This window comes from Micromonospora sp. NPDC005172, assembly GCF_040608555.1.
Taxonomy (GTDB): domain Bacteria; phylum Actinomycetota; class Actinomycetes; order Mycobacteriales; family Micromonosporaceae; genus Micromonospora.
The window spans coordinates 1-25389 of the sequence record NZ_JBEXIL010000013.1 but is presented as its reverse complement, the minus strand read 5'-3'; the positions used below and the strand labels follow the sequence as shown (position 1 = coordinate 25389).

The following is a 25389-nucleotide window of genomic DNA, read 5'->3' as shown; positions in this document are numbered from 1 at the left end:
CCGCCGGGGAATCGGCCAGCGTCGCCCAGGCGCCGGCCAGCGTCGACCGGTTCACCGGGCGCCGGCCAGGGTCGCCTCGACGCCGTGTCGTCCGAGCGCGGTGAGCCAGGCGGTCACCTGGGCGCGTACCTCGTCGTCGTCGGCGACTTCGGCCGGGATGACCTCGCGCAGCGCGAAGACGGCGTCCACCGCGCCGGCCGGGCTCTGCGCGCCGGCGTCCAGGGCGGCCCGGATCGGCCCCGCGAGAGGGTCCTGCAACGGCAGCGGTCGGCCGTCGTCGGCGTACCCCAGCGCGAAGCGCAACCAGGACGCCACGACCAGCGCGCCCCAGCGCGCGGACCGCCCGGACGCGCGCAGGTCGGCGATGGTCTGCAGGACGCGTTGCGGCAACTTCTGCGAGCCGTCGGTGGCGACCTGGAGGGTGCGGTGCCGGATCGCCGGGTTGCCGAACCGGGCCAGGACCTGCTCGCCGTAGTCGACGACCCGCACCCCGTCCGGCGGCCGGAAGCTGGCCGCCACGTCCTCGGCGATCAGCCGGCGCAGCACGTCGGTCAGGTGCGGGATCTCCAGGGCCTCGGCGATGGTCTCCCGGCCGGCCAGGGCGCCGAGGTACGCCACGGCCGAGTGCACGCCGTTGAGGGCGCGCAGCTTCAACCGCTCCCACGGGCCGGCGTCGTCGGTCAGCACCGCCCCGGCGTGCTCCCAGCCGGGCCGTCCGCCCGGGAAGTCGTCCTCGATCACCCACTGGGCGTAGGGCTCGGCGGCCACCGCGGCCAGGTCGGTCACACCGAGCGCCCGGCGGGCCGCGTCGAACGTCTCCGGGGTGCTGGCCGGCACGATCCGGTCCACCATGGTGCCCGGACAGGTCACGTTCGCGGCCACCCAGTCGACCAACCCGGTCGGCGTTCCGGCGGCCCGCTCGATCCCCTGGTCGACCAGACCGCGCAGTCGCCGGCCGTTGGCCGGCAGGTTGTCGCAGCTGACGAGGGCGACCGGCCCGGCGTCGGCGGCGGCGCGGGCGGCCAGTCCGCGCAGCAGCAGGCCCGGCACGGTCGTCGGGGCCCGATGGCCCGCGAGGTCCGCGGCGAGGGCGGCGTCCGGGGACAGCCGGCCGGTCACCGGATCGAGTTGGTACGCCTTCTCGGTCACGGTGAGCGTCACGACGCGGACGGCGGGATCGGCGAGCAACGCCACCACGGCGTCCGGGTCGCTCGGCGCGTGCCGTACGCCGCTGAGCGCGCCCACGACCCGGGTGGTGGCACCGGCCGCGGAGAGGGTGCTCACGCTGAACAGGTTGTCCTGGGCGGTGAGCGCCTCGACCAGGGCGGTGCTGCGCGGGGCGACGGCCACGATGCCCCAGTCGCCGCCGGCCGCGCCGACCGCCGCCTCGGTGTAGACCGCCTGGTGGGCGCGGTGGAACGCGCCCAACCCCAGGTGTACGACGCCTGTCGGCACGGTGCCCGGCCGGACGAGGGGTCGGGACTCGACGGGCAGGTGGCGCAGCACCCCCAGGCCGAGACGGGACGCGCCGACGGTCACCGCCATGCCGGACCGTCCGGGAAGCGGAACTCGGCGATCGACGACGGTTTCATGGCGGCGCTGTAACCGGGCCGATCGGGCAGCAGGTAGCGGCCACCGCGGGTGCGCACCGGGTCGACGAAGTGCTCGTGCAGGTGGTCGACGTACTCGATCATCCGACCGTCGAGGCTGACGCCCACCCGCAGGTAGTCGAAGATCGCCAGGTGTTGGACGTACTCGCAGAGGCCGACGCCGCCCGCGTGCGGGCAGACCGGCACGCCGAACTTCGCGGCCAGCAGCAGCTCGGCCAGGACCTCGTCGACGCCGCCGACCCGGCACGCGTCGACCTGCATCACGCCGATCGCCTCGGCCTGCAACAACTGCTTGAAGATCACCCGATTGGCGGCGACCTCCCCGGTGGCCACCCGACACCGGCCGCCGGTCAGCTCGGCGACGGCGCGGTTGATCCGGGCGTGACCGAGGATGTCGTCGGCGTGGGTCGGCTCCTCGATCCAGTACGGGTCCACCTCGGCGAGCGCGGTCATCGCGGTGATCGCCTCGTCGACGTCCCAGACCTGGTTGGCGTCCATCATCAACAGCGCGTCCGGGCCGATCTCGGAGCGGATGATCCGGGCCCGGCGCAGGTCGTCCGCGAGCGGCCCGCCGACCTTCATCTTCATCGCCCGCCAGCCGTCGTCGTACGCCTGCCGGGTCAGCGCCCGCACCTTCTCGTCGGGGTAGCCGAGCCACCCGACCGAGGTGGTGTACGAAGGGAAACCACTCTGCTTGAGTTCCGCGAGCCGGCCATCCCCTCCGACTAATCCCTTGTCGAGGATCGTCGCCGCCTCGTCGGGTGTGAGCGCGTCACTGATGTGCCGGAAGTCCACGCTGGCGACGAGGTCGTCGGTGGGCAGCTCGGCCAGGAACCGCCACATCGGCTTGCCGGCCAGCCTGGCCCGCAGGTCCCACACGGCGTTGACGAGCGCCCCGGTCGCCATGTGGATGACGCCCTTCTCCGGGCCCAGCCAGCGCAACTGCACGTCGGCGCTGAGCGTGCGCCAGAACGCCACCGGCTCGGCGGCGATCTCCTCGACCGTACGACCCTCGACGTGGTGGGCCAGCGCCCGCACCGCCGCGCAGGTGATCTCGTTGCCCCGCCCGTTGGTGAAGGTGAACCCGGTGCCGACCGGCCCGGCGTCGGTGCCCAGCTCGACGTACGTCGCCGAGTAGTCGCCCCGGTTGATCGCGTCGGACCCGTCGCCCCGGGCGGCGGTCGGGAACCGTACGTCGTGCACGTCGACGGACGTGATGGTGACGGTCACTGGTCGGCCCCTTCGAAGTGGAAGACCCGCTTGGGCAGCCGGTACGCCAGGTCGACGATCGTCTCGGCGGCCTCGTCCATCGCCAGCCGGTCCTCGGCGACCAGCCGGGCCAGGAAACCGGCGTCGACACGGCGGGCCACGTCGTGGCGTACCGGGATCGAGCAGAACGCCCGGGTGTCGTCGACGAACCCGGTGGTGTTGTAGAAGCCGGCGCTCTCGGTGACCGTCTCCCGGAACCGCCGCAGCGCCTCGGGGGAGTCCAGGAACCACCAGGGCGCCCCGAGCAGCAACGCGGCGTACCCGCCCGCCAGGGGCGCCAGCTCGCGGGTGAAGGTGTCCTCGTCGAGGGTGTAGAGCACCACCGTCAGCCGGGGGTCGTTGCCGTAGCGGGCCAGCAGCGGGGCCAGCGCGTGCACGTACTCGGTTGCCTGCGGTACGTCACCGCCGACGTCGCGGCCGTGCCGCTCGTACAGCCAGCGGTTGTGGTTGCGCACCGCGCCGGGGTGCAGTTGCAGCACCAGACCGTCGTCGAGGGACATGCGGGCGAACTCCATGAGCATGTGCGCCCGGAACGCCTCCGCGTCGGCGGCGTCCGCCTCGCCGCGCAGCCCCCGGTCGTAGAGTCGCGCGGCCTGCGCCGGGCTCAGGTCCAGGGTGCGTGCGGTGGGATGCCCGTGGTCCGACGAGGTCGCGCCGGCCGCGATGAACGCGGCCCGGCGGGCCCGCAGGGCGGCCAGATAACCGGTGTACGTGCCGGTGTCCTCGCCGGCCAGCTCACCGAGGCGGGCCACGTTGCCCGACCAGCCCTCGAACTCCATGTCCACCACGTCGTCGGGGCGGAACGTGGTGACCACCCGACCGCCCGGCCCGCCCCACCCGTCGGCGGCGAGCTTGGCGTGCTGCGCGAGGTCGTCCAGGGGCGACTCGGTGGTGGCGAGGACCTCGATGCCGAAGCGTTCGAACAGCGCCCGGGGCCGGAAGGCCGGCTCGGCGAGCCTCGCTGCGATCTCGTCGTAGACGGCGTCGGCGGTGGCCGGGCCCAGCGGGGTGTGCACCCCGAAGACGGTGCGGAGGGTCTGCTCCAGCCACAGCCGCGACGGGGTTCCCCGGAACAGGTGCCAGTGCGCCGCGAAGCGCCGCCAGATCACCCGCCCGTCGGCCTCGACCGGACGGCCGTCACGGGTGGGCACCCCCAGGTCGGCCGGGGGTACGCCCTGGCTGAGCAGCATCCTCGTCAGGTAGTGGTCGGGCACGATGAGCAGCCGCGCCGGGTCGGGGAAGGGTCGGTCCTCGGCGAGCAGGGCCGGGTCGACGTGCCCGTGCGGCGAGATGATCGGCTGCCGCGCCGCGAGGGCGTACAGCTCCCGGGCCAGCGCGCGCTGGCCCGGCTCGGCCGGCAGGAGCAGGTCGGTGTGGTCGGACGTCGGCACGGGACTCCTCGTCTCCTGGTCAGTGGGGGGTGAGCAGGTCGGCGACGCGGACGGGTCGCCCGGTCTCGAAGGACCGGTTGGCGGCCAGTCCGGTGAGCAGGGCCAACGCCCCGTCGTCGGCCGTGGCGGCGCGGCCCAGTGGATCGGGCTGGCCGCCGAGGAGCACCGCGGTCATCCGGGCGTCCGCGCCGCCGTGTCCCTGGCGGGTACGACCCTCGACGGGGATCCGCCGGGGCGGTTCCCAGAAGGGACGTACGGTCAGTGTCGCGCCGCCTCCCTCGGCGGGCGCCTCGACGCCGTGCAGGGCCGCGCCCTTGACCGCGCCGGCGGTGCCCCGGTCGACGTAGTCGTTCTCGGTCACCTCCAGCTCCAGCCGTCCCCGGCTGCCGTTCACCATCACCCGGTAGCCCTCCCAGGGGGCGTACGCGGTGAGGTGGTAGCTCATCGTCGCGCCGGTGGAGTAGCGGGCCAGCACCGCCATGTCGTCCTCGATGCTCACGCCGGGGGCGAAGACGTTGCGGTCGCGCTGGTAGCCGTCCTCGGCCTCGGCGTCGAGGTACAGCTCGCGCAGCCGGGGGTGGGCGTCCAGCCGCAGCGCGAACGGGTCGTCGACAGCGGCGGGGGAGCCGTACGCCCGCTCGTAGTCGCGGGCGTAGCCGTGCCGGCGACCGTCCTCGCCGTAGAAGAAGAGCCGGCCGGCCGCGTACACCTCGACCGGGGTGGCCCCCAACCACCAGTTGACCAGGTCGAAGTGGTGGCTGGCCTTGTGCACCATCAACCCGCCGGAGGTGGCCTTGTCGCGGTGCCAACGCCGGAAGTAGTCGGCGCCGTGGCGCACGTCGAGCAGCCACTCGAAGTGCACCGAGCCGATCTCGCCGACCGCGCCGTCGGCGAGCAGGCGGCGGACCTGCTCGTGCAGCGGGTTGTAGCGGTAGTTGAACGCCACCGTCACCCGGCCGCCGGTCTCGGTCACCGCGTCCAGGATGCGCCGGCAGCGGGCCGCGTCGACGGTCATCGGCTTCTCGGTGACGACGTCCCGGCCGGCACGCAGCGCCGCCACCACGTACTCGTCGTGGGTGACGTCCACGCTGGTCACCAGGACGACGTCGACACGTTGCCGGTCCAACATGGCCGCGAAGTCACCGGCTCGGTAGGTGGGCACCGGCGGGTGCCCCAGCTCGCCCAGCCAGCGGTTGTGCGCGTCCATCCGGGCCTGGTTGACGTCGGCGAAGGCGACCAGCTCGGTGGTGTCGGCGTGATCGAGCACCAGGGCCCGGACGAACATCTCCGCCCGCGCTCCGGTGCCCACGACGGCGTACCGGACTCGCCCGCCGGATCTCGGTGACATGCGATCGCCTTCCGGGTGATCCCTGCAAAGGTTTGCAGTGAAGTAACCACGATCGATCTCATGACGTCAACGACGACGGCGCAATCGGTGGCAAATATGGGCTTTTGTGGGGTTGAAGGTCACCAATGGAAGCGCCGACGCAACAGAGCTGCAAACATTCACCGTTGACAGTGGAGCAACCGTTTGCATTAATTGGCGGCACCCGCGTGACCGCCGCCGTATTCGGACGAAGGGGCCGCCGTGCCAGTCACCATCCGTGACGTCGCCCGCGCCTCCGGGGTGCACATCTCCACCGTGTCCCGCACCTTCTCGGCACCGCACCTGGTCAACCCCGAGACCCGGGTCCGGGTGCTGGCCTGCGCGGAGGACCTGGGCTACCGACCGAACCGTGCCGCCCGCGCCCTCATCACCGGGCGTACGCACAACATCGGCCTGATCATCGCCGACATCGCGAACCCGTTCTTCCCGCCGCTGATCAAGGCGGCGGAGAGCCAGGCACGCCACCGCGACTACCACGTCTTCGTGGCCGACACCAACGAGGACCCGACCGCCGAGGAGGAGCTGGTCCACGCCCTCGCGAAGCAGGTCGACGGGGTGCTGCTGTGCAGCCCCCGGATGAGCAACAGCCTGATCGAACAGCTCAGCCGCGAGGTGCCGCTGGTCGTGGTGAACCGTCAGGTGACCGGCCTGCCGTGCGTGCTGATGGACGTCGGACAGGGAGCCCGGTCGGCCGTCGAGCACCTCATCGGTCTCGGTCACCGCCACATCGCCCTGCTCGGCGGCCCGCGCAGCTCGTGGACCAACCGGGAAATGCGCCGCGCCGCCGCCACCGCGGCCCGGGCGGGTGGCGGCGAGCTGACCGTGCTCGGCCCCAACGCGCCCACCGAGACCGGCGGCTCCGCCGTGGCCGAGCAGGTACGACGAAGCGGCGTGACGGCCGTGCTCGCCTACAACGACCTGATGGCGATCGGCCTGATCGAAGGGCTGGACGCGCTCGGGGTCCGGGTGCCGCAGGAGGTGAGTGTCGTCGGGGTCGACGACATCGCCCTGAGCCGGCTCACCCGACCCAAACTGACGACGGTGGCCACACCCACCGGGGCCGCCGGCCGGACGGCCGTCGACATGCTGCTGCAACAGGACATCGAGTCACCGCGCGGCGCGCGAGGGCCCGGTGCCGGCACGGCGGTCGGCGTCCGTCGTACCACCGCACAGGTAATGCTCCAGACCGACCTGGTCATCCGCGACTCGACCGGTCCGGGCCCGCACGCCCGACCGGCACGTCCCCTGGCCGCGCCCCAAGGCCCGGACCCGCACTGCCCTGCGGGCCCGGGCGTCCCGACCGCGGCCACCGGTGATGCCGTCGCCTCCTAAAGCCGAGGAGTGAGCGCACATGCACCCCGCAACGTCCCCCACCACTGGCACGCCCGTCGGGCGTCATCACGGTACCCCGCTGCCCCGGCGGCGGCTGCTGCGCGGCCTGCTCGCCGCGACGGTCGCCGCGCCACTGCTGTTCGGCGCCGCCGCCTGCGGCGACGACGACGGCGCCGCCGACCCGAACGCCCCGGTCAAGCTCTCGATCTTCTGGTGGGGCGGCGACGCCCGGGCCAAGCTGACCGAGGACGCCCTCGCCCTCTACACCACGAAGCATCCCAACGTGACCTTCGAGAAGACCTGGCAGGCCAACCAGGGCTACTTCGACAAGCTCGCCACGCTCACCGCCGGTGGCAACCCGCCGGACCTGTTCCAGATCGACGACAACTACCTCGCCGAGTACGCGGCCCGCAACACCACGCTCGACCTCACCTCGTACCAGGAGTCCGGCAAGCTGGACACCTCCAAGTTCCCCAAGAGCCTCTGGCAGTACGGCGTCGTCGACGGCAAGCTCGCCGGCCTGGCCGCCGGGGAGAACACCCAGGGGCTCGTCTACAACAAGACGCTGCTGACCACGCACAACCTGCCCGAGCCGACCACCGGGATGAGCTGGGAGCAGCACATCGCCTGGGCCGAGGAGGTGTCCCGCAAGACCGGCGTGCCCGGCACGCAGGACCCGAGCGCCGACTACAAGGCGTTCTGGGTCTGGCTGCGCCAGCAGGGCAAGGACCTCTACAAAGGCAAGGAGCTGGGCTTCACCGCCGAGGACGTGACCGCGTGGTTCGACCTGTGGAAGGGCGCCCGGGACCGCAAGGCCACCCCGACCGCCGACGTCATCCACGAGGGCAACTCCAGCGACGTCACCAAGCAGTTGGTGGTCACCGGCAAGTCCGCGACGTCCTGGGTCTGGGCCAACCAGATGCCGGACCTGAAGAAGAACACCAAGAACGAGTTGGGTGTCGTCGCGTACCCCGGTGATCCCAGCGCGCAGTGGGCCCGGGCCTCGATGTACTGGTCGGTCTTCAAGGGCAGCAAGAAGAAGGACGTCGCGGTCGACGTGATCAACTTCCTGAACAACGACCAGGAAGTCGTCAAGCTGCTCGGCACGGACCGTGGGCTGCCGTCCAACCTGGACCTGCGCCGGGTGGTCAGCGACGACACCACCGACCCCGCGATGAAGCAGTCGATCGCCGTCGAGGCGGAGCTGACGCAGAAGTTCGGCGCGTCGCCGCAGGTGCCGATCAAGGGACACAGCACCGTCAAGTCCGAGCTGGTCAAGGCCGCCGAGAGCGCCCAGTACGGCCGGGCCACACCCGCGCAGGCCGCCGCCCAGTTCGTCGAGGCGTGCAAGGCCGCCATCGCCTGACCCGCCCCCACCGGGCGAGGAGAGGAGCTGCTCGTGGCGTTGACCACGGCGCCCGTCAAGGCCCGACGCGGCCCCGACCGGGCCCACGCCGCGCGGCGTGGGCCCGGCACCAGCGGGCACAGCGAAGGTCTGGCGGGGTACGTCTTCCTGTCGCCGTGGCTCATCGGCCTGATGGGTGTCACGGCCGTTCCCATGCTGCTGTCGCTCTACCTGAGCTTCACCAACTACGACATCCTCACCCCGTTCTCCGAGGCCCAGTGGGTGGGGCTGGCCAACTACGAGCGGATGTTCACCGCCGACCCGTCGTACTGGCACGCGGTGCGGGTCACCCTGACCTTCGCGCTGGTCGCCGTACCCCTGAAGCTGGCCGCGGCGCTCGGGGTGGCGCTGCTGCTCAACCGCGCGTGGCGCGGCGTCGGGCTGTTCCGGGGCCTGTTCTACCTGCCGTCGCTGCTCGGCGGCAGCGTCGCGCTGGCCATCGTGTGGGTCAACATGTTCAACCGCGACGGGGCGTTCAACTCGCTGCTGAGCCTCGTCGGCATCGAGGGCAGGCCGTGGGTGAACGACCCGGACTGGGCCCTCGAGACGCTGATGGTGCTGGCCATCTGGCAGTTCGGCGCGCCAATGGTGATCTTCCTGGCCGGGCTCAAGCAGGTGCCCACCGAGCTGTACGAGGCCGCCTCGGTGGACGGGGCCGGCCGGTTCCGCCAGTTCCGCAACGTCACGCTGCCGATGCTCTCACCGGTGATCTTCTTCAACCTGGTGCTGGAGACGATCAACGGTTTCCAGGGCTTCACCGCCGCGTTCGTGCTCAGCAACGGCACCGGCGGCCCGGTCGACTCCACCCTGATGTACACGCTGAACCTCTACATCACCGGCTTCACCGACCTGGAGATGGGCTACGCGTCGGCGATGGCCTGGGTGTTCCTGCTCGCCATCGCGGTGCTCACGGCGATCTTCTTCAGTACCGGACGGTTCTGGGTGCACTACTCCGACGGGGAGGACCGGTGATGCGCGGCGGCCGTCCGATCCTGCGACTGCTGATCCTGGTGGCGATCGTGGTCGTGGTGCTCTACCCGCTGATCTGGATGGTCGGCACCTCGGTCAAGTCCCAGGAGGAGATCGTCAACAACATCGGGTTGCTCCCCGAGCGGTTCACCCCCGGCAACTACTCCGCCGGGTGGTCCAACTTCGACGTCAGCTTCGGCCGGTTCTTCCTCAACAGCGCGCTGGTCAGCCTGCTCACCGTCGTCGGCAACGGGCTCTCCTGCCTGCTGGCCGCGTACGCCTTCGCCCGGCTGAGGTTCCGGCTGCGCGGGATGTGGTTCGCCGTCATGATCGGCACGCTGCTGCTGCCCCAGCACGTGCTGATCGTGCCGCAGTACATCCTGTTCCGGACCCTCGGCCTGGTCGGCGGCGAGTGGCCCTACCTGCCGCTGCTCATCCCGCAGTTCCTGGCCACCGAGGCGTTCTTCGTCTTCCTCATGGTGCAGTTCATGCGGGGCATTCCCCGCGAGTTGGACGAGGCGGCCCGGATCGACGGCGCCGGCCCGTACGGCATCTTCCGGCACATCATCCTGCCGCTGAGCCGTCCCGCCCTGGTCACCACCGCGATCTTCTCGTTCATCTGGACCTGGAACGACTTCTTCCGCCAGCTGGTCTTCCTGTCCCAGCTGAAGGACTACACGGTGCCGGTGGCGCTGACCCTCTTCATCGACTCGACGAGTCAGAGCGCGGTCGGGCCGATGTTCGCCATGTCGGTGCTGTCGCTGCTGCCGGTCTTCCTGTTCTTCGTCGCGTTCCAACGGATGCTCGTCGAGGGGATCAACACCGGTGGCATCAAGGGCTGAGCCGATCGACGTCGAGGGGCGGCGGGACTGGCGGGACGTCGCCCGTGACGCCGCCGACCTCGCGCTGCTCGGCATCCTGCTGACCCTCGCGGCGGCACCGCTGCTCACCGCCGCGGCGGCGGCCGGTACGGCCAGCGCGGCGGTGCACGACTGGACACGTACCGGCAGTTGGCCGTCGGCGCGAGCCACCGCGCGCCGGTTCGCCCGGTCGGTGCTGCCCGGTGTGCCGGTCAGCCTGCTGGCGTTCACCGCGCTCGGGCTGCTCGCGGCCGACCTGGTGGCGCTGGCCGCCGGGCGGGTGCCCGGTGGCCCGCCGGCGCTGGCGGTGACCGGGCTGGTCGCGGCCGGTCTGGCCGGGTACGCCGGACTGGTCGTCGTCGAGGCGGGACGCAACGGGGGTGGGCGGTGGCGGGTCGCGGCCCGGTCCTCCGCCCGCGCCTGCCTCGACGCGCCCGCCCACTGGCTGGCCCTGACCGGCGTGACGGCTGTGGCCGGGCTGCTCGCCGTCCTGGTCACGCCGGTGGCCGTGCCGATCCTCGCCGGATACACAGTGGCGGCCCTGCACGCCGTCGCCGCCCGCCGGCCGGCCCCCGCTGGCGTCGGCAGCCGCGAGCCGGCCGCCGTCCGCCCGGAGCTGCCGTGAGCGCCGATCACGCTGCCGACCCTGCCCCGGCCGGTGCGGAGCCGGCGCGGCTGCTCGTCGGTGGGACCGAGGTGGCCCGGTACGTGGTCGACCCCGTGCTGGACGCGCGGCACGGTCCCCGGCCGTACCTGCACCCGGTACGCACCCTCGGCGGCACTGTCGTCACGGACGCGCTCCCCGCCGACCACGTCTGGCACCTCGGGGCGTCCCTCGCCGTGCAGGACGTCGACGGCACCAACCTCTGGGGTGGACGCACCTACGTCCGCGACGTCGGCTACACCTGGCGCGACGACCACGGGCGGATCGTCCACACCGGCTGGACGCGGCGGTCGGCCGACCTGCTGACCCACCGGCTCCAGTGGCGCGACCCGCGAGGTGGGGTGCTGCTCACCGAGCGGCGTCAGCTCGCCGCGTCGGCCGTGACACCGGGCACCTGGCGGCTCGACCTGGACTCCACGCTCACCGCACCGCCCGGCCGGGCGGTACACCTGGGCAGCCCGGCCACCAACGGCCGCCCCGGCGGGGCCGGCTACGGCGGGTTCTTCTGGCGAGCGGTCGCCGCCGGGGGCGAGGCGACGGTGTTCACCGCCGAGGCGGCGGGGGAGGAGGCGGTCAACGGCAGCGCGGCCCCGTGGCTGGCGCTGACCGGCACCGGGCCGGGCGGTGGGGCGTACACCCTGGTCTTCACGGGCCTCGGGCCCGGCGACCGGTGGTTCGTGCGGACCGCGATGTATCCGGGCGTCTGCGTGGCCTTCGCCTTCGACCGTCCGGCGGTGCTGCCGGCCGGTACCACCCGCAAGGGCCACTACCAGATATGGATCTGCGACAGCACCCTGCCTCCCGACCAGTGCGCGACCCTCGCCGACGACCGTCGATCATGAAGTTGTTGTCACGACACGCCGGGCGCGGTGACGATAACTTCATGATCGACCGGGTAGGGCGGCGGGTACGGCGGCGGCGGTGACCCGGATGGCCTTGACTATCGCCGGGATCGAGCCGATCAGCAGCACCAGGCCCCAGATGATCGCGACGATCGCGAAGACCAGCGCCGCCACGTCGTCGACGATGCTCACCAGGATCACCGGCACCAGATTGTGCAGGAACTCCAGCACGACGGTGCACAACAGGGTGGTGATGATCATCAGGACGAGGCCCTTGTTCTGTAGGAACCGGGGCTGGGCCAGCACCAGCAGCCCCGCCCACACGAGCTTGAGCAGCAGTGCCAGCCCGAGCAGCACCGCCGCGTCGCCGACCGGGAAGAAACCCCACAGCGCGAGGTACGCCAGCGTGCCGAACGGCACGGCCAGGAACAACGACACCATGATCATCAGCTCCACGAACGCGATGATCAGCAGGACCAGCGAGCCCAGGATGAGCAGGATCGAGAAGATCAGCGTGGCGACACCCTGGATTCGGCCCTGCACCCGTTCGGGCACCACCAGGCTCAGGCAGAACAGGCCGGTGGTCCACACCGCCACCGCGTCGATCAGCGCCAGATAGCTGGTGCCCCGCCCGGACGGTTCGCTGACCCCGCTGGCGTCCACCTCCACGCCGAGGTCCGCCGCGCCGACCAGCAGCGCCCCGGTGGCGTCGCCGCCCCCGGTGAGCAGCGACGAGCCGACCTCGACGAGGAGCACCAGCGTGATCGCCACGAACGCCAGCACCAGGAAGGGTTTGCGCAGGTCACCCATGGCGAGGCTCCTCGCGGTCGTGACGTGCGACCGGCACGTCACCCGGGGCGGCCGGTCGACCCGTCAGTCCGCGGCGACGGTGACCGTGCATCCGACACCTCCCGGGCAGCCCAGCAGCACGGTGGTCGCGCTGTCGACGGCGATCCGGGCGACCGCCTCGCCGCCGTCGTCCGGCTCGACCTCCGAGCGCACGGTGAGATCGGCGTCGCCGGGCGCCGGCGCGGTCACCACGAACGAGCGACCGCTGCGCAGCACCAGCGTCCGGAGTTCGCCCGGATCGGCGACATCCACCGCGCAGCCACCGACGAAGGTGAGCACGTCGCCGGTACGGTCACAGTCGGCCCGTACGCTCGCCGGGTCGATGGTGGTGCTCGCGCCGGACAGGCGACCCAACCGCTCCACGATGCCGGGCCGATCGCTCGCGCGGCCCTGGTCAGCGCCGCCGAGGCCGACGGCGAGCGCGAAGAACGCCACCAGCAGCACCGCCAGGGTCACCAGGACGACCTTCTGCCGACCGCTCATCGCTGCGCGACCGTCCCGGTCACCTCGGTGAAGCGGATCTGGTCCACGCCGGCGAAGTACCTGTCGAAGCCCTGCGTCTTACCGACGGCGACGAGGGTGAGCGTGTGCCGGCCGGGCCCCAGCCGTACGGTGCCCACGTCGGTGAAGTCCTGGAGGATCACCGTCGGGGTGAAGCCGAAGAAGGTGCTGCCGAGCTGCACGCCGTCGACCTGCCAGATCGTGTTGGCGTAGTCGAACGACGTGGTGCGCGCGGTGGAGAACCGCCAGAGCGCGTCGCCGGGCAACTCGACGGTGACGCTCACCCGGTCACCGGGCGCCAGACCGGAGAAGAACAGCTGCTCGTCGCCCGACCAGGTCACGTCGCAGCAGTTCACCTGCGCCCCGACCGCCGCCGCCGTCTTCGCCGGGGACTCCACCCGCGCGCCGTCGACAAGGCTCTCCGCCTCCACCGTCACGACCCGTGGCGCGCCGGGCGTCGGTGTGCCGTCGGGGCGGGTCAGCAGGTAGCCGACCACTCCGGCGACCACGAGCACCAGCGCCGCCGCCGCCGCGATCCACGGCCACGGCGTCCGCTTCGGCGCGGCGACCGCCTTGACCTCGTACGTCACCCGGCCGCTGGAGCGGGAACTCTCCTCCGGCGCGGTGTTGGCCGAGTACGCGAACCCGGTCATGTCGTAGCGGCGGGGCGCGGTGCCGGCCGGCACGGCGAGGCGGACCAGGAACGAGACCGAACCCTGCCCGGGCACCGTCCGCTGCGGCTCGGTGACGGTGAACCAGGCCCGCTGGCTGCCGTCGCCGGGCGCCACGTCGAAGACGACGGTGTCCGGCGCGAGGCCCGGGTTGGAGACGGTGAAGGTCAGTTCGCCGTGGTTGGCGGCGTCCAGGGTGAACTGTGACGCGGCGGCGACGACGGCCCATTCGGTGGTCATGACGGCTCCTTAGGCGGACGGTGCCGCGGTCGGCTGATCCGGTGGCGGCGGGGCGGCGAGGACGATCTCGGCGGTGACCGCCGCGGGTTTCTCCGCCTCGACGATGCGGCTGATCACGGCGAGGTGGTCGGCGGCGACCGCCGGCACCCGCACCACGATGTGAAAGGGCCTCTCGTCGGGCTCGTCGATGGCGAAGCCGCTCACCCCGGTGGCCACCTCGAGGGCCCGGCGCATGCCGTACGGGGTGCCGCGCCAGCGGGCCAGCAGCGCGCCGTGGGCCACCAGGTCACGCAGCTGCCCGACCGGCAGGGGCAGCGGCGCGTCCGGTCGGTGCGACGCCGCCACGTGGTCCATCGCCACCCAGCGGGTCAGGCGTACGACCATGTCGTCGGGCGCCCGGTACGGGTCGAACAGGGCGTCCACCTCGGCGAGGATCGCCTCGTCCGGAGCGTGCAGCCCCTCCATCACGTCCAGCAGCGCCCAGAGCACGCTGCCCGGCACGCACGCCCGCTGGTACGCGGCGGGCAGCAGCCGCTCAATCGCCGAGCGTCGCATCCTGGCGCACCACCTCGATGTCGTGCTCGCCGGAGCAGAGCAGCCACGTGTCCGGGACGGTCACCACGTCGGCGGTGGCCTGGTTGGCGCTGGCGGTCCAGGTGACCGCGTCGGTGCTGCGGTACACGCCGCGCTCACCGCCGGCCAGCACCAGCCGGTCCGCCGCCGCGCCACCCGCGCCAGCGGGACCACCCGCGCCGGCTGTCGTCGGGCCGCTCACCGCGACCGCGTCCACCGGCACGAACCGGGTCCGGTCGCGCAGCGGCAGCCCGCAGTTGACCGACACCGGTTGCCACTGCGGCTGGGCGGCCAGGGTGTCCAGCCGCAGCACGCCACCGCTCTGGGTGGCGGCCACCACCTGCTGCCCGGCGAACGCGAGATCGCGGCACGTGCCGCCGAGCCAGCCGGCCTGCACCGACTGCCACTTGACGTCGGACTCGAACAGCCGGGTGCGGTGACAGCCCTGGCCGGGCTTCTTCGGGTCCGGCTCGCCCGCGCCGCTCCACAGCAGCGTGGCCGGGCCGTCGTACTGCACCGCGAGGACGCGGTTGTCCACGTTGGAGAGACCGACGTGCGCGAAGCTGCCGGGCCGTCCGCCGGCCGTCGACAGGTACACCCCGAAGCTCGCCTGCGCCGCGACGGCCACCCCCGGCGCGCCGCGCTCGGAGACGAACGCGCGGACGGCGTAGAAGCCCCGGTCGGCGTCGGACGGGTCGACGAGGATCTGCAACGGCACCGCGCCGGGCAGCAGTGACACCTCGTAGAGCCCCGTGTCGGTCGCCACCAGCAGCGCCCCCGCGCCGTCGCGGTCCAGCCACGCCACGTCGGAGATGCGCGAGTCCAGGTCGGTCAGCAGCGACCACGTCTCGCCGAGGTCGGTGCTCAGGCGCACCCGGGAGCCGCCCGAGGCGCGCACCGTCACCACGGCCACCGAGCCGGGACGCGCGACGATGCCGGGCCGGACCGGGGCGGGAGCGGGCGCCACCCGCAGGACCGTCTCGTCGTCGTCGAACCGGCCGGCCGGCTCCCAGCCCGAGCCCGCGTTGCTGGAACGGAACAGCACCGGGCCACGCCCGGCGTACCAGGTGCGCGGTTGGTACGCGTCGACCGCGAGGGCGCGGACGTTGGCGTCGGGTGCCTCGTCGACCACGAACCGCACCGACTCGACGTACCGGACGCCCGGCTCGGCGTGCTCCAACAGCCGGTACACGTTGGACGCCCGCAACGGCTCACCGAACGGCCACCCGGTCGGGTTCACGGCGGTGGGCAGCGGACTGAGCGTCTGGTGCAGCCGGTCGTGGATGCGCCGCCGGACCGCGTCCACGTCCTCCTCCCGGCGCACCACCACGCGCGCCCGCACCGAGACCGCCTTGAACCGGGCCCAACTGGCCCGCGAGCGGATGCCGACCATCCGGCGCTGCTCCAGGTCCGCCTCGACGCGGTGCCGGGCCTCGGGCACCTCGTGCTCGCGCAGCACCGCCACCGGCAGGCGGCCGCCCGGGCGGGCCTCCGGTGGCACGTACGGCACCAGCACCACCTCGACCTCACCGGGGCGGGCGAAGCTGTAGACGGCCGAGCGGGTGAACGCGCGGGCCCGCGCCACCGCGCCGGTGCTGGTGGCGAGGACCTCGAAGTCGCGGGCGGTGACCGCGCGCTGCTGGGCGAAGAACTCGTACGGGCCGCGTAGGAGCACCGACTCCAGCGCCTCCATCTCCCGGCCGCCCGCTGCGGGCGTGGGGTTGTCGACGCGTACCCCGGGTAGTGGATCGCGCAGGTTGGTCAGCGTGCCGGCGGCGACGTTGCCGGCTGGACCGCCGCCGGCCCGGTACCAGAGGCGGACCTGCCGCCCGGCCGGCGGCACGGCCGCCACCGGGGTCGGCCCGGCGCTCTGGCCGGCGGACGGTCGCAGGTCCAGCGCCGGCGCGAAGGTGACGGTTCCCGAGCAGCGGTCGACCAGGTACGCCCTGGCCTGCGGGCCGAGCCCCGCGAAGCTGTCCACCCGCTGCCAGATCTCGAACGTGCGGCCCTCGTGCTCGCGGGCCGCCGCCCCCAACTCCACCGAGCCGGTCGGCACCTCCACCCCGAGCAGCAGGTCCAGCGACTCGCCGGTGTGCGCGAGGGGGGCGCGGGCCGCGCGTAGCACCTGGCCCGGCTGCCCGGTGCCGACACCCAGCAGCTCGGCGTCGACGGGCTCGCAGTGGTGCAGGCGGACGGTCACCGACGACTCCCCGGCCGGCAGCATCGCCGGTTCGGTCGTGACGAACACGACGGGCCGCGGGTCCGCGCCGCGTGCCGCCGCGACCCGCAGGCCGGCCGGTATCCGCACCGCACCACGGTCGGTGCCGGCCCGGGTGAACACGACGTCCGCCCAGGCCGCGGTGGGCGCGTGCCGCGCCACGCCGAGCAGGTTCAGGAACTGCACGTACGCCTTCTCCGGCAACTGGTTCAGCCGGTAGATCATCACCTCGGTCAGGTGCGCGAACGCCTCCACCAGCGCCATGCCCGGGTCGTGCGCCGACAGGTCGGTCCAGGCGGGGCAGGACTGGCGGATTCGCTCGCGGGCCTCGGTGACGAGGTCGAGGAATCCCCGGTCGTCCAGATGCGGCACGGGCAGCGTCATGACGATTCTCCCGGTTCGTCGTCGGCGGGGAGCAGGTCCACGGAGAACACCAACTGACCGGGCGTCAGGCTGGCCCGCACCCGGTAGTCCAGGCGGATCACCAGCCGCCACTCCTCGTCCGGGTCCGGCCCCGCGTCGGTGTCGATGACCTCGACGCGGGGCTCCCAGCGGGCGATGGCCTGTCGGACGTAGTGGATCGCCAGCCCGGCCGTGGTGTCGTCGTTGGGCGCGAAGATCAGCCGGTGCAGCCGGGAGCCGTACCCGGGTCGCATCAGCCGCTCGCCCGGCGTGGTGGACAACAACAGGAACAGCGCCTGTCGTACGCTCTCGTCGCCCTCGGTCATGGCCAGGCCGCCGGCAGCGGTGAGCGCCAACCCGCCGCTACGGCCGGCGTCGAAACCGGCGCCGACGAACCGGAACGCCCTCACCGGTCCGCCCCCAGGAAGCGCTGCCGGGGATCGCGGACGGTGTGGTGGACCGCGCCCGGCGGCGTGCCGTCGGTGAACCCCTCCAGGTGCGAGAGCACCACCCGGTGCCCGTCGACGCGCAGCCAGTCGCTGTAGCCCACGCGGACGGACAGCGTCTTGCCGCACGGTTTGATGGTCGGGCCGTAGTTCGGGCAGGCGACGATCTTGCGTCCCTCCGGGTCGTCGTCGACAAGCACCGGTACGGCGGTGACGGTCACCCACCGCTGCGAGGGCTGGTTCTCGACCCGGCCGTCGTGGTCGCAGGTGATCACCGAGTCGCGGTGGATCCACCGCATCAGCCGCCTCCTTCGTGGTGGGCCTGGGCGAGCGAACGGGCCTGCTGCGCCGCGGTGGTCGGGTCCTCGGTCGCCTCGGCGTGCAGGAAGTCCACGCTGCGGGCGCGGACCACCATGGCCCGACCCGGCGCGGAGATGACCAGGTCGGTCGCCGCGTGCAGGGTGGCCAGGTCGGGCGTGAGTTCCAGCCAGCTGCCGCCCTCGGTGCCGAGCCGCAGGCTGCGCTGGACGTCGTCCACGACGATCGACTGGCCGCCGGCCGTGCGGAGCGTCCAGCGCCTCGCCCGACCGTCGTCGATGCCCGCGTCGTACGGCTCGACGGCCCCGAACAGCGAACCCAGCACGATGCCCGAGGCCGGCTCGCCGCCGGGCAGGACCACCAGCACGGTGTCGTCCGGATCGGGGAGCGCCACCAGTCCCTTGCCGCGCCCCGCGCCGGGACACAGCACGCCGAGCCAGCCGGCGTCCAGGTCCCCGTACGCGGGCAGGGTCAGCCGTACCCGGCCCAGTCCGTCCGGATCGGCCACGTCGGTCACGGTGCCGAGGGTCACCACCGCGCCGCCGGCCGCCGTGGGCACAGCGGCCGGTGGCCCGGCCTCCGGTGGCACGGTCGAGAACCGGGTCAGGTGCCCGTCGCCGTCCACCGTGTGCACCACCTCGGTCAGCACGTACGCCCCGGCGAGGGGGCCGGGCACACCCGTCAGGTCGATCCGCCGGCCCGGTCGTAGCGCCGGATCACCCTCGGCCACCCCCTCGGCGGTGGCCAGCGCGGCAGCACGCAGGTCCAGTCGCGCCTGGGCCAGCGCGGCCAACTCGTCGTCGCTGCGTCCCGGCTGGTCGACGGCGGTGCGTACCCCGTCGGCCCCCACGTCGGCCGGGTCCGGACGGTCACCGGCCGGTCGACCGCAGCGCGCCTCGTCGGCCCGCTGGCTGATCGGCTCGGCCCGCTGCGGATGCCACCCCAGAGCGGCGCTCGGGCCACTGGCCTGGTCCGCGTTCGTGGACAGCGACAGCGTGTGCACGTCCGCGCCGAGGGTCAGCGTGACCGGCTCGCCGTAGCCGGCGAGGGTGACCAGTCGTACGCCGTCGCCGTCGGCGGCCAGGTGCAGCCCGGCCCGCCCGGCGACCTCGCACAGCAGCTCCAGATCGCTGTGCCGGTGCTGCACCAGCCGTTCCAGCCGTGGTCCGTCGTCCTCGGCCGTCACGGTCAGCCCCACCTCGCCGCACAGGTCCCGGGCCAGCTCCACCGCCGTCACCGACGTGAACACCCGCAGGTCCTGCCGCTTGCGCAGCCGGTGCAACGCGTCGTACGCCCGCAGCCGCAGCACGACCGCGCCGTCGGCGGCGTACTGGACCTCCACACAGGTCACCTCGCCGACGAACAGCGCGTCGGGATGGTCGGCGAGCCGCACGTCGAGGGTCGTGCCGGGGCGCACGGCGGGGTCGAGAGCGGCGGTGCCGGCGGCGGTGGCGAGCACCAGTTCGGCCTGGGTGGGCTGGTCGAGCCGGGCGGCCACCCGCAGCGAGCGGATTCGCTGGCGGGCCGCGGCACCCAACTCGACGCCGTCCAGCAGGACGGTCAGCGCGCGGGGCGCGACGCTGGTCACGGCGTGCTCCCCGCGCCCGGGCCGGTGCTGCTCGGCGCGGCGGGCGTCGTGCCCGTCGACGCCGTCCAGCTCGCCGCCGCGGTGACGAGCGAGGCGCCCACGGACGACGCCGCACCGGCCACCGCCCGCGCCATCGCGCCGAGCGTCGACTCCGGCCCGGGGACGCCCGAGCCGGCGGCGGGAACCGCGAGGGTCGTACCGGCCGGCACCGCCAGAGGGTCGGTGATCCTGTTGTGCTCGGCCAGCAGTCGCCACCGCAGCGGAGACCCGAGCGCGTCGTTGGCCAACAGGTCGAAGCGCACGCCGGACTGGCCCGGCTCGGCGGCGCCGTCGCCGGCGGCGACCACGGCGCTGCCCGGTGCGGCGGCCGGCGTGTTCGCCGCGGCCAGCTCCTCGGCGAAACCGGCCTGCGCCTGGTCGGCCGTCTCGGCCGCCCGCACCAACTTCAGCCGCAGCCAGGAGCGCCGTGGCGAGCCCGTACCGGTGAACGCGTCGAACCGCTCCGCCACCGCGACGATCACGCCCGGCACGTTCCAGGTCTTGCCCCAGACCAGTCGGATCAACGGTGGACGGAGCCAGCCGTGCTCGGCGGTGGAGTTCTCCGCCAGCATCCACAGCGGCCGGGTGAGCACCCGTACGTCGGCCGGACGGACCTGCGCCTGGACGAAGTCGACGTCGAAGAGCAGATCCAGCACCAGCTCCGTACGGCCGCCGCCGGTGAAGACCAGCGGGTCGTCGGCCAGTCCGGCGCCGGTGAGCTGCGCGCCGTCCGCACCCCGATGGCGTACGCCGGCGAGCCGGGTCGCCTGCACGGTCTCCGGGTTGAGCAGGCAGTCCACCCGTTCCCCGGTGGAGTCGATGAGGAAGGCCACGCGCTCCATCAGCCACCCGCCTGTTCGCGGTCCAGCCGACGCTCGTGCCCCGTGTCGAGCACCCGGCCGGGTACTGTCCACAGCGGTCGGTCATCCGGCAGAGCCGGCCACGGGTCCGCCCCCGGGGCGACGGCGGACGACGGGAACGCCGCGCTCACCGGCCACCGCTCGCTGTTCTCGACCTCGACCGGGTACGTCCGGTTCCCCGATCGAGGTTCCCGCCGCCGCACCTCTGCGCCCCGTGGGGTGCCGTCGTACGGGTGTCGAGGGGCCTGCTGCGGTCCGCTCCTCGCGGGCTCCCGGTCTCGGCCGGCCCGATGCCGGCTGGCGTGGCGCTCGGGCAGCAGGCTGCCGTGCTGCGGGGAGCGCCCGCCGGCGGGTTGCTCGGGGAGCCCGCCCGGCCGACCCGGTTCGTCCGGCAGGCCGGGCCAGTACGCCTCGACGTCGCGTCCGTGCGGCCGTGCCGACGTCACGGACCCATCAGGAGAAGCGCCGGAATCGTGCAGGATCTCGCGCGGACCGGGCGTGGGGCGTCGGTGTGCCGCAGTCCGTTCATCCCGGCCCGGGGCGACGGGGGCGGACATCGTCCCTCCGACGCCGAGCGCTCCGAAGGCCCGCGACACGCTGCCAGCCCCGAACGGTCCGCTCCCGCTCGTCGAGCCGTCACGCCCGCCGCCGTCCGTGCCGCCGCCGGCGGCTGCTCCGCTCGCCGAACCAGCGCCGCCGACGTGGGCCGCGCCGCTCGCCGACCCCGCGCCGCCGGAGCCGTCGGCTCTGCTCGCCGACCCGGCACCACCGGAGCGGGGAGCTTCGGTCGCCGGCCCCGCGCCGCCGGAGCGGGCCACTCTGCTCGTCGACCCCGCGCTGTCCGGGGTCGCCGGCCGGATGAGCGGGGGCCACCGGTCGGACCTGCTTCCCGGGTTACCGGTGCCACCGGCCCCGGGACCGTGCCGGGCATGATCACGAGCACGGCCGGGCGGCCGGGCGGCCGGGCGCGGGTCGCCCGTGCCGGGTGGGTCGTCGGACCGGCCGGTCGTGGCGGCAGCCCGCCCGTCGGTCCGGTCGGTGATCGGCCGCGACGTTCCTGCGGCCGGGTCGCCGGAGCGGTCCCGCCGCAGGGGAGCCGGTGCCGGTGGGGCCTGGTCGTGCGTCGGCGCCGCGGTGTCGAGGTCCACGTCCAGCTCGCGGAGCAGGCCGGGGGCGTGCGCGGCGACCAGGTCCAGCCAGTGTCGCGGTGGCTCCCCGAAGCGACGCGGCACGTCCGCCGGCGGTGCCGAGGGGAGGCCGGTGAACTCGACGCGTCCGGCGAGGCGCTGCACCGCGCCGGCCGCCGAGCGCAGGCGACCGGCCAGCCAGCTACGCGGGCGTCGGCGCGGCGGCACCGCCGGCCTCCAGTTCGAGGCCCTCGTAGCGCAGCGTCAGCGAGGCGATGGCGATCTCGTGGCCGACCGTGTTGAGGTGTGCGCCGCGCCACCGGGTCGGCCACGCGTCGATCAGGTTCCAGCGCAGCACCTCGGCGGTGCCCACCGAGTCGAGCAGCACCACCGACACGTTGCGGCGGTTCAGGGTGCCCTTGGCGGTGGCGTTCACCCAGTCCCACAGCTCACGGGACGCGGTGAGGCCGAAGTGCAGTGTCACCGGCTCGTACTCGGCCTGGCCGGGAACCATCCGGGTCGGTCCCGGGCCGTGCTCCCGGTACGGCTGCCCGGGGATGTTCACCTCCAGGCCGCTCATCTCGGTGAAATGGCCGTTGGTGACGCCGTTGATGAGCAACCGGAAGTTGTACGCCCGGTACGGGTCGACCGGCGCGCCGGGCTGCGGGGTGGTGGGGGTGGCCATGTCAGCCTCCGATCGTCTCGGTCTCGGTGCCGCCGGCCCACTGGCTGAGCTTGAACACCACGAATTCGGCGGGCTTGACGACGGCGATGCCGATGTGGGCGATCACCATGCCGGCGTCGCGGACGTCCGGCGGGTTGGTCTCCTCGTCGCACTTGACGAAGAACGCCTCCTCGGGGCTGCGCCCGAGCAGCGCGCCGTCGCGCCACACCCGGGTCAGGAACGCCCCGATGTCGCGCCGGATCGAGCGCCAGAGGGTGAAGTCGTTCGGCTCGAAGACCATCCAGCGGGTGCCGTTGGCGATGGCCTGCTCGATGGCGATGCTCAGCCGTCGTACGTTGAGGTAGCGCCATTCGCTGGCCTCGGCGGCGAGCGTACGGGCGCCCCAGACCCGGATGCCCTCGCCGGCGAAGTAGCGGATCACGTTGACGCCCTTGGGGTTGAGCACGTCGTGTTCGGGTCGGGTGACCCGGTAGCCCAGGTCGACGGCTCCGCGTACGGGTTCGTTGGCCGGCGCCTTGTGCACGCCGCGCAGCGCGTCGGTGCGGGCCCAGATGCCGGCCAGGTGCCCGCTCGGCGGTGTCAGTTCCAGCTCGCCGGAGATCGGGTCACGGACCTGCAGGTACGGGTAGTAGAACGCCGCGTACTCGGACTGCCGGGGCCGGTACGCCGGCGGTCCCTCCCCGCCGCCCGGACCGGCGGCGGGCCCCGCACCCTCGGCGGGTTTCGGCGGCTTGCCGGAGGACGGGGTGGCGACGCGGGTCAACGCGGAGATGTCGTCGATGTCGGGGGCGGGGTCGCAGATCGCGACCATGGTGCGGGTGCGCTCGGCCATGCTGATCAGCGCCTCGTGGGACACCACGTCGGAAAAGCCGGGCGCGGCGATGATGGAGATCTCGTCGATGGCCTCCAGCAGTTGCAGGCCGCCGCGTTGCTTGCCGGTGCCGGTGATCGCGCCGCCCTCGCCGACGTTGACCACCCAGCAGCGGGCGCCGCCGTTGTCCAGGAAACCGAAGACGGCCCGTGCGAGCGGGGTGCTCTCCACCTCGTCCCCCTCGGCGAACAGCCGCAGGAACTCGGACCAGTTGTTGACCGGCACGGCCTTGCCCAGGTGAGCGCCGCGGTTCGGGGCGAGGCCGACGAACGCGGCGATGCTGGTGCTCACCGGTCCGATCGGTCGTGCGCCGCTGGGGACCTCCTCGACGTAGATGCCGGGGGAGAAGTAGCTGGGCATCGATCCTCCTGTGCGGGTGGGCGTCAGTGGGGCGGTGGCGCGCAGACGATGACGATGTCGTCGTCGTCCGCGTCGACGTCAGCGGTGAGCACGAGTCCGCGCCCGCTCAGCCGCAGCCGTACCGGATGGGGATGTTCGGGGTCGTGCGGGACCCCGGCGATCAGGAACCGGCCGTCGGGCCCGGTGCGGGTCGCGGACGCGGTGCCGGGCACCTCGACGCGCATCGCGGCGAGGGGCTGGTCCTGCGGACCGACGACCCGGCCGGCGAGCGCGCGCACCGCGACCTGACGCAGCCGCAGCGGTTGCAGGACCGGGGGCGCGGCCGGCGTCGGGTGGTCCACCTGAGCCGGTACGTCGAGCAGCAGCGCCGGGCGGGGCGCGACGCCCAACGCGTTCCACAGCTCCGCCGCGCCGGCTTCCAGCACCACGTCACAGGTGCCGTCGCGGGTCGCGGCGGTGAGCACCCGGTCCAGGGCGGTGAACGCGGCCGGGCCGGCCACGCAGAGCAGGTAGCGGACCGTGAACCGGTACGGCTCGCGGACCGCGCCGCTGGACCGGGTCTGCCGGGCCGGGCGCAGTTCGAGGGGCCACAGGGTCAGCCCGTCGGCGTCGTCACCGGCGTGGGGCGGGCCGATCGGGACGGGTTCCCCCGCCGCGCTGGTCAGCCAGTCGACAAGCGCGGCGGTGGCCGCCTCGATCGGTCCGCGCCCGTCGGCGGTCATCGCGGCGGCGTCCCCTGGATGCGGTACGCGATGGCCTCGTTCCACACGTGCGGGTAGACGCCGATCTCGAAGTAGCGGGTGAACCGGTTGATCGGCGCGTTGGTGTGGTCGTGGTAGAGCAGCCAGATCGGCGCGATGGTGAACAGCACGTAGTTCGCCAGCACCAGCGGGATGTAGAGCGGCCCGAGCAGGCGCGCCTGGAAGATGTGCACGTCCTCGTGGCGTTGGATGCTCGGGCTGGAGCCGGCGCAGACGGTGCCGATGGTGGTGGCGTAGCGCGGGGACACGCCCTCGATCAGGCTGACCCGGCCACTGGCAGACGAGGTGGGCCGGTCGAGTGAGTGCCCGAAGACGAGGTGCGCGACCAGGTAGATGGCTCCGACCACGGTGTTGAGCAGGCTCCACGTGTGGTCGACGACGAAGAGGAAGATGCCGCGGGCGTCCGGGGCGTACACCCCTGCGGAGGTGACCGCCCAGCCGAACGCCGCCCCGACCAGCAGGCCCACGACGGCGCCGATGAGCAGGCCGATCGGGCCGCCGGCCAGGAGGCCGAGGACGCCGCCGGCGGCCATCTGGATCACCGCGCTGAGAATGCCGAAGATCATGACGTCACCCCCTCAGACCCAGGAGCGGAAGACGCGGGGCTCACGGCCGCTGGCGACCTGCGTGGGCGTCGCCTGCCGGTTGCCGGGTGGGAACTGGTTGACGCCGAGCGCGGCCGAGAAGATCACCAGCGCGTTGAAGAACGCGATGATCCACTTTTCGCCGCCGGCGTCGTCGGCGAACGCCGCCGACACGTAGGACAGCAGCAGCGCGATCGCGATGGCGATCCACTTGCGGAGCTTGTCGCCGCTCGGGCCGATCAGCCCGCCGATGACGTTGGTGGCCAGCAGGGTGGCGGCGCTCGCGCCGGCGAGGCTGCCCAGGGCTGCCCAGGTGAAGAGATCGTTCACGGCGATCCCCCCTTTTCTGCGATGGTGCGACCGGGGATGTGGTGGTGGTGAGGCCGGTGCTCCGCTTGAGGAGCACCGACGCCGGTCGCCGTCGTCGCGGGGCGGCCGGAGCCGGGACGTGGCCGGCGGGGCCGGCCACCGGATGGATCAGCCGGGCCCGGGCGCGCCGGCGGGCGTACTCCTGCTGCTCGTCCTCACCGCTGTGGTCGTACTCCTGCTGCGTCGGCGTCGCTCGGC

Annotated in this window: 25 protein-coding genes; 6 read left to right on the top strand and 19 right to left on the bottom strand. The window is 73.1% G+C overall.

The annotated features are described in order from the left end of the window. Positions 1 to 51: 51 nt before the first annotated feature. The 4 genes from ABZV06_RS11580 to ABZV06_RS11565 are packed head-to-tail and all read right to left on the bottom strand — an operon-like array spanning position 52 to position 5618. Positions 52 to 1545 (bottom strand): mannitol dehydrogenase family protein, encoded by a 1494-nt coding sequence (locus ABZV06_RS11580; protein WP_355620632.1) that lies wholly within the window; start codon positions 1543 to 1545, stop codon positions 52 to 54. Next, positions 1536 to 2840, bottom strand: coding sequence for an enolase C-terminal domain-like protein (locus ABZV06_RS11575; protein ID WP_355620629.1), 1305 nt, complete (start codon positions 2838 to 2840; stop codon positions 1536 to 1538). The genes ABZV06_RS11580 and ABZV06_RS11575 overlap by 10 nt, the downstream gene beginning before the upstream one ends. Beyond that, complete coding sequence (gene uxaC / locus ABZV06_RS11570) at positions 2837 to 4270, bottom strand: glucuronate isomerase (RefSeq protein WP_355620626.1); 1434 nt, start codon at positions 4268 to 4270, stop codon at positions 2837 to 2839. The genes ABZV06_RS11575 and uxaC overlap by 4 nt, the downstream gene beginning before the upstream one ends. A 19-nt stretch (positions 4271 to 4289) precedes the next feature. Further along, a complete protein-coding gene (locus tag ABZV06_RS11565; RefSeq protein ID WP_355620623.1) occupies positions 4290 to 5618 on the bottom strand; it encodes a Gfo/Idh/MocA family oxidoreductase in 1329 nt (442 codons plus the stop codon). Between the two features lie 240 nt (positions 5619 to 5858). On the opposite strand from ABZV06_RS11565, the gene ABZV06_RS11560 reads away from it, so the two are divergent. From ABZV06_RS11560 to ABZV06_RS11535, 6 genes are read left to right on the top strand one after another with little or no spacing between them, the layout of a single operon-like run. Next, on the top strand, positions 5859 to 6989 hold the full coding sequence (locus tag ABZV06_RS11560; protein ID WP_355620620.1) for a LacI family DNA-binding transcriptional regulator: 1131 nt from the start codon (positions 5859 to 5861) through the stop codon (positions 6987 to 6989). 19 nt (positions 6990 to 7008) lie between these two features. Next, a complete protein-coding gene (locus ABZV06_RS11555; RefSeq protein WP_355620617.1) occupies positions 7009 to 8355 on the top strand; it encodes an extracellular solute-binding protein in 1347 nt (448 codons plus the stop codon). Positions 8356 to 8388: 33 nt separating this feature from the next. Then, positions 8389 to 9366: a sugar ABC transporter permease gene (locus ABZV06_RS11550; RefSeq protein WP_355239183.1), complete on the top strand. Its 978-nt coding sequence runs from the start codon at positions 8389 to 8391 to the stop codon at positions 9364 to 9366. Continuing rightward, positions 9366 to 10205: a carbohydrate ABC transporter permease gene (locus ABZV06_RS11545; RefSeq protein ID WP_355239180.1), complete on the top strand. Its 840-nt coding sequence runs from the start codon at positions 9366 to 9368 to the stop codon at positions 10203 to 10205. The genes ABZV06_RS11550 and ABZV06_RS11545 overlap by 1 nt, the downstream gene beginning before the upstream one ends. Continuing rightward, positions 10189 to 10848, top strand: coding sequence for a hypothetical protein (locus tag ABZV06_RS11540; RefSeq protein ID WP_355620614.1), 660 nt, complete (start codon positions 10189 to 10191; stop codon positions 10846 to 10848). Before ABZV06_RS11545 ends, ABZV06_RS11540 begins: the two co-directional genes overlap by 17 nt. Beyond that, positions 10845 to 11729, top strand: coding sequence for a PmoA family protein (locus ABZV06_RS11535; protein WP_355620611.1), 885 nt, complete (start codon positions 10845 to 10847; stop codon positions 11727 to 11729). Before ABZV06_RS11540 ends, ABZV06_RS11535 begins: the two co-directional genes overlap by 4 nt. A 39-nt stretch (positions 11730 to 11768) precedes the next feature. Here ABZV06_RS11535 and ABZV06_RS11530 read toward each other — a convergent pair whose 3' ends face one another. The 15 genes from ABZV06_RS11530 to ABZV06_RS11460 form a co-directional block, all read right to left on the bottom strand. After that, positions 11769 to 12539, bottom strand: a complete 771-nt coding sequence (locus tag ABZV06_RS11530; protein WP_355239172.1) for a hypothetical protein — start codon at positions 12537 to 12539, stop codon at positions 11769 to 11771. A gap of 63 nt (positions 12540 to 12602) precedes the next feature. Continuing rightward, complete coding sequence (locus tag ABZV06_RS11525; RefSeq protein WP_355620608.1) at positions 12603 to 13061, bottom strand: hypothetical protein; 459 nt, start codon at positions 13059 to 13061, stop codon at positions 12603 to 12605. Then, positions 13058 to 13990, bottom strand: a complete 933-nt coding sequence (locus ABZV06_RS11520) for a hypothetical protein (protein WP_355239166.1) — start codon at positions 13988 to 13990, stop codon at positions 13058 to 13060. Before ABZV06_RS11520 ends, ABZV06_RS11525 begins: the two co-directional genes overlap by 4 nt. 9 nt (positions 13991 to 13999) lie before the next feature. Continuing rightward, a complete protein-coding gene (locus ABZV06_RS11515) occupies positions 14000 to 14545 on the bottom strand; it encodes a phage tail protein (RefSeq protein WP_355620605.1) in 546 nt (181 codons plus the stop codon). Then, on the bottom strand, positions 14526 to 17165 hold the full coding sequence (locus ABZV06_RS11510) for a putative baseplate assembly protein (protein WP_355620602.1): 2640 nt from the start codon (positions 17163 to 17165) through the stop codon (positions 14526 to 14528). The genes ABZV06_RS11515 and ABZV06_RS11510 overlap by 20 nt, the downstream gene beginning before the upstream one ends. Then, positions 17162 to 17593, bottom strand: coding sequence for a GPW/gp25 family protein (locus ABZV06_RS11505; RefSeq protein ID WP_355239157.1), 432 nt, complete (start codon positions 17591 to 17593; stop codon positions 17162 to 17164). The genes ABZV06_RS11510 and ABZV06_RS11505 overlap by 4 nt, the downstream gene beginning before the upstream one ends. Then, positions 17590 to 17928 (bottom strand): hypothetical protein, encoded by a 339-nt coding sequence (locus ABZV06_RS11500; RefSeq protein WP_355239154.1) that lies wholly within the window; start codon positions 17926 to 17928, stop codon positions 17590 to 17592. Before ABZV06_RS11500 ends, ABZV06_RS11505 begins: the two co-directional genes overlap by 4 nt. Further along, positions 17928 to 19535: a contractile injection system protein, VgrG/Pvc8 family gene (locus ABZV06_RS11495; protein ID WP_355239151.1), complete on the bottom strand. Its 1608-nt coding sequence runs from the start codon at positions 19533 to 19535 to the stop codon at positions 17928 to 17930. Before ABZV06_RS11495 ends, ABZV06_RS11500 begins: the two co-directional genes overlap by 1 nt. Further along, positions 19532 to 20416, bottom strand: a complete 885-nt coding sequence (locus ABZV06_RS11490) for a hypothetical protein (RefSeq protein WP_355620599.1) — start codon at positions 20414 to 20416, stop codon at positions 19532 to 19534. The genes ABZV06_RS11495 and ABZV06_RS11490 overlap by 4 nt, the downstream gene beginning before the upstream one ends. Further along, complete coding sequence (locus ABZV06_RS11485) at positions 20416 to 21789, bottom strand: hypothetical protein (protein ID WP_355620596.1); 1374 nt, start codon at positions 21787 to 21789, stop codon at positions 20416 to 20418. The genes ABZV06_RS11490 and ABZV06_RS11485 overlap by 1 nt, the downstream gene beginning before the upstream one ends. Further along, entirely contained in the window at positions 21764 to 22246 is a 483-nt protein-coding gene (locus ABZV06_RS11480) for a phage tail protein (RefSeq protein WP_355239142.1), read from the bottom strand. Before ABZV06_RS11480 ends, ABZV06_RS11485 begins: the two co-directional genes overlap by 26 nt. 1 nt (position 22247) lies before the next feature. Further along, positions 22248 to 23477: a phage tail sheath subtilisin-like domain-containing protein gene (locus ABZV06_RS11475; RefSeq protein ID WP_355620593.1), complete on the bottom strand. Its 1230-nt coding sequence runs from the start codon at positions 23475 to 23477 to the stop codon at positions 22248 to 22250. Between the two features lie 23 nt (positions 23478 to 23500). After that, positions 23501 to 24199, bottom strand: coding sequence for a carboxypeptidase-like regulatory domain-containing protein (locus ABZV06_RS11470; RefSeq protein WP_355620590.1), 699 nt, complete (start codon positions 24197 to 24199; stop codon positions 23501 to 23503). Then, positions 24196 to 24804: a glycine zipper family protein gene (locus ABZV06_RS11465; protein WP_355620587.1), complete on the bottom strand. Its 609-nt coding sequence runs from the start codon at positions 24802 to 24804 to the stop codon at positions 24196 to 24198. Before ABZV06_RS11465 ends, ABZV06_RS11470 begins: the two co-directional genes overlap by 4 nt. A 12-nt stretch (positions 24805 to 24816) precedes the next feature. Further along, positions 24817 to 25152: a hypothetical protein gene (locus ABZV06_RS11460; protein ID WP_355239132.1), complete on the bottom strand. Its 336-nt coding sequence runs from the start codon at positions 25150 to 25152 to the stop codon at positions 24817 to 24819. Positions 25153 to 25389 lie beyond the last annotated feature (237 nt).